Annotated in this window: 3 protein-coding genes and 1 pseudogene; 3 read left to right on the forward strand and 1 reads right to left on the reverse strand. The window is 50.9% G+C overall.

All coding sequences use genetic code 11. The features are described 5' to 3' along the window. Positions 1–87: 87 nt before the first annotated feature. Positions 88–319, reverse strand: a pseudogene (locus tag BLS94_RS14300) (IS5/IS1182 family transposase); the annotation flags it as partial. Between the two features lie 137 nt (positions 320–456). Between BLS94_RS14300 and BLS94_RS14305 the strand changes: the two are divergent. The 3 genes from BLS94_RS14305 to BLS94_RS14320 all read left to right on the forward strand — a co-directional run bounded on the left by BLS94_RS14305 (position 457) and on the right by BLS94_RS14320 (position 4114). Then, positions 457–615: a DUF3309 family protein gene (locus tag BLS94_RS14305; RefSeq protein ID WP_072768670.1), complete on the forward strand. Its 159-nt coding sequence runs from the start codon at positions 457–459 to the stop codon at positions 613–615. A 1182-nt stretch (positions 616–1797) separates the two neighbouring features. After that, a complete protein-coding gene (locus tag BLS94_RS14315; RefSeq protein WP_090962604.1) occupies positions 1798–2811 on the forward strand; it encodes a ComEC/Rec2 family competence protein in 1014 nt (337 codons plus the stop codon). Positions 2812–2944: 133 nt separating this feature from the next. Continuing rightward, the gene (locus tag BLS94_RS14320) at positions 2945–4114 is read left to right on the forward strand and encodes an efflux RND transporter permease subunit (protein ID WP_256325454.1); all 1170 of its coding nucleotides are present in this window, start codon (positions 2945–2947) and stop codon (positions 4112–4114) included. Positions 4115–4149: the final 35 nt, after the last annotated feature.

Here is a 4149-nt window from a genome sequence, read left to right on the forward strand (position 1 = left end):
AATCATCTTCGATGCACTAAAATGAATTCCTTTCCTTATGGCACAACGTTAACTGCAAAACTGTTTCGGTAACCTTTTTCTATGGCGCAACGCGTTGGCTACAAACGCGCTCGCCAAGGCACCCCGATTATGCGGCGGCCGACCTCATACCGCACCAGGCCGATTCGACGAATTCTTCGGACCGCACCCATTCCAGCGTATGAATCACCTTCTCCAGCTTTGGTGTCAGCGAACTCACTCCCAATCTCAATTCAGGTATCAACTCATGCTGAACCACTCGCCACCGTTGTATGATTCCGTTTCGTTGCGTAGTATTCATGTGGGCGTATAGATGAAGTATTCAGAAACTCCATCTTGCCAGCAATGGCGCCCATCTCTACTCCATTCGCCAGTTAATCCCGCTCAAGCGGGGGGGTTGCAAGAAACTCGAATGTAAATCAAAACGAGGAGAAACAATTGACTCTGAAAACCCTTCTTTGGATCTTGTTGATATTTGCGCTTGTGGCAATAATTCGGACTTCGAGTCGTAACGCCAAGTGGGGTTATGGTCCGAGTATAGCGATCGGATTGGTGATGTTAATCGTGCTGATTCTGGTTCTGTTGGGATACATATAGTGGCGTAAGAGAACAGATTGCGGTCAACGGACATTCGATCGAGATCGCGAAACAGCAGAATCAACAGGGTTTGACCCTGAGCTATCCCCACAAATTCAGGCACACAATAAGCTTTTGATATAAGGATTGATCGTTGTTAGCGATCGCCATATTTGGCTGGGTAATAATCGAAATGCTGGTTGCCGCTGGAGCAAACGCGCGAGAAAGATCACCGAATACGGTTCACGTTTGCTGGACAAATTCACGCGTATCTGTTTAGCGATCGGCTGGGTTTTCCCGGCAATACCGATACACCAGAGCAGGAACGCGGCCAATGCGGCGATCAACAGCAAGTTTGTGCGGCTCTGTTGGCCAATATGATTGGCTTTGGCCACGCTCAAACCATAGCGATGTTAATCAGTCCCAAGGGTTCACTCCATTAATAGCCTTCTTGGGAAGCCCTGAATGTATCATGAGAGCTTCTCCTGTTGGCCTGGCGCCGCCAAACGTTACCTGCCCGAACGTTTCTTCCTGCACATTCAAATGTTCAATTAATTTTGTAACGGTTTTTTGATTTTTCGGAAATCCACGCATCCGATAGCTGCGTAGCTACATGTATACATGCTTTTTCGTTAAGCAGAGATTCCGAGCCGGGACGTTCCGTTGTATGGATAGCGCCTAACCGCGGCTCACACCGGAAATTCATCACCATTGGCAGATCGATGCTCAGCTACTGGCTTTGGTGCAAGCTGTACAAATCTACCCGCAAGCCAGCTCGCTATCATCCCGTGATCCGGTGAATTATCCGGATCGGTATAATTCGATTCCAATTAAATCATAACGGTATAAACAAAACATCACCAATAGAGGTCAGCACTTCCCCCTCTCTACAGCCCCCAATGTTTCTTGAATGATTCAGACCGCAATATTCAAAAATTCACAAATTGACCACCAATACATACGATTTCCCTGACAAGGGGTATGGTAATTTTGTCTCATCCGTGGACATTGGCTTCTTTTCTGAATCTACACTGATCAGTTAAAGAAAGGCCGTTGCGAAATTATCGCGTTTGACTGCTGATCGATTATTCGCGCATCATAATCGCCAGTTTATCAGAACCGGGGTAGCGTGATAGCACGCAGCTAAACGCGCTCGGATGTAAGAATGACTTGTCTATCTTGGAAGAGGGAACTTGGAAGCTTATGGCCCTTCAACTCACCATCCATACGATTGACGCCGAGCAGGGAGAAAGTGCGTTCGTTGTTGCGGCAGACGTGGCAGCCGGGCGACATCGCACGATATTGATCGATGGTGGGCTACTCGGGTATGCAGAGACAGTCCACAACTTTATCGATCCCATCCTCAGAGGTTACGGTTACACCCTCGATCACATCCTCGTCAGCCACTACGACAAGGACCACTCAGGGGGAGTCATAGGACTCCTGAACGCGAACAACATGCGAGTTGTAAGCGAAGCCATCTCGAACGCGGTGGCAAATGCGGCGCGATGGGCCGCAGCAGGTACTCGCTCCCAGCAAATCGCCTGCGGAGCTGTGGCCGCTTCGGCAACGATCCTCGGAGCTTGTGGCCTGAACGTGAACCAAATCCTGACAATGTGCCAAGTTGTTTTTCCCCGAACTGTCGGGAAAACAGACGACGAGGCGGCCAAGATTGGATTTAACTATGCCTTGGAGCATACCAACAGGCCTCAGAGCTTTCCCGCCCTTCAAGTCGGCGAAAATGGGAGACGCATCGCAAAAATATCCTCGGTCGCTGCGGCGATTGCCATCGCGTCGGGAAACAATCCGGCTACTGCAGCCTTCGGTGCCATCTTCCTCTTGATTGCCAGAACACTTCCTAATCAGCTACGGCTCGATACCGGGGACCGATTCTGTAACGTTCATCTTATCGATATTGGGCAATCGATTTGGCCCTCGCAATGCGCCGATATCTACGCTGACGCGGCGATCGGGCAATACATAACGAAGGCGAATCGGATAATAGCGCCGGGCGTAAACCGGAGCCGGACGATGCAGGTCGTCAGGGAACGAAATTCTCTGGAACAGCGGGGCCGGTCCGACCCCCACTCCCCCCCTTCACCTGCGAGATTCTGCAGGGCAATCAACTCCTGGGTTTGGCAAGGGCGCGGCAATAACCCTGTTCAGACCGTTTGGAGGCGCAAGGCTGGAAGCTGCACGCACAGCCTTGAATTGTAACGACCCCCAGCTTTTATGCTGGGTCGGGCAACTGTATTGTTTCATAAAGGTTTGCAGAAGAATTGCCTCATCCTTACGTGCAATATTGTAGGTAAATGAATTTTTTTACCGAAGGTATAAGAGGATACATAATATGAACAAAATAGTACTTATTGCGTTACGCAGACCTTACACCTTCGTGGTTCTTTCGATTCTGATCGTCATATTCGGAATCAGGGCGATACGGCACTCGCCAACAGACGTCTTTCCCACTATCAAGATTCCCGTGATCTCCGTAGTCTGGGCTTACGCCGGCATGTTGCCGCTGGACGTGTCCGGTCGTATCACTTTTTACTTCGAACGCTTCTTGACCTCGACGGTGGAAGGTATCTCGGACATCGTCAGCCAGGCGTACTATGGCATCAGCATCACCAATATTTTTCTTCAGCCCCACACCAACCTCCCTGGCGCAGAAGCGGAAGTCACAGCCATAGCCCAGACGATTGTCAAGGCGCTGCCGCCGGATATTTCGCCGCCCATGATCATGCGGCTGGAAGCCTCTCAGGTAGCGGTAGCCAGCCTGCAGATTACCTCGGACGAGATGACGCCGGCAGACCTCTATAATCTTTCTTATAACCAACTCAGGCCCCTGATTGTCGTGATCCCGGGGGCGATTGTTCCGCATCCTTACGGTGGAAAGCCCAAGCAGCTTCTGGTATCCCTCGATCAAGACAAGATGCTGGCTCGCAATGTATCGCCAACCGATGTCCATGCGGCTTTCGATCGCCAGAATATCGTGCTGCCCGCGGGCGATATGAAGATCAAGCAGACCGACTGGATGGTCCAGACAAACGCGATGCCGCCGGAGATTCCGGAATTCAACGATATTCCGATTAAAAGGGAAGGAAATTCCTTCGTTTTTTTGCGCGACGTCGCTGATGTTCAGCTGGCAGGGCCGCCGCAAACAAACTCCGTAATCGTGGACGGTAAACAGGCCGTCATTATTGTCGTCATGAAAAGCGGCGAGGCGTCGACCCTGGACGTGGTCGACGGCATCAGGGCAACCCTTCCGCGCATCAAGGAGATCGTGCCGTCCCATGTGGACGTTAAAATCATCACCGATGCATCGGTCTTCGTGCGGGAATCCATCAACGAGGTGACGCATGAGATGGCGATCGCCGGCCTGCTTGTCGGTTTGATCGTCATGCTCATGCTCGGCTCGTGGCGTCCCATGATAGTCGTTACGACTTCCATTCCGTTGTGTACGCGTTGCGCCATAGAAAAAGGTTACCGAAACAGTTTTGCAGTTAACGTTGTGCCATAAGGAAAGGAATTCATTTTAGTGCATCGAAGATGATT

The organism is Nitrosospira sp. Nsp18 (genome assembly GCF_900103145.1).
In the GTDB taxonomy this organism is placed as follows: Bacteria; Pseudomonadota; Gammaproteobacteria; order Burkholderiales; family Nitrosomonadaceae; genus Nitrosospira.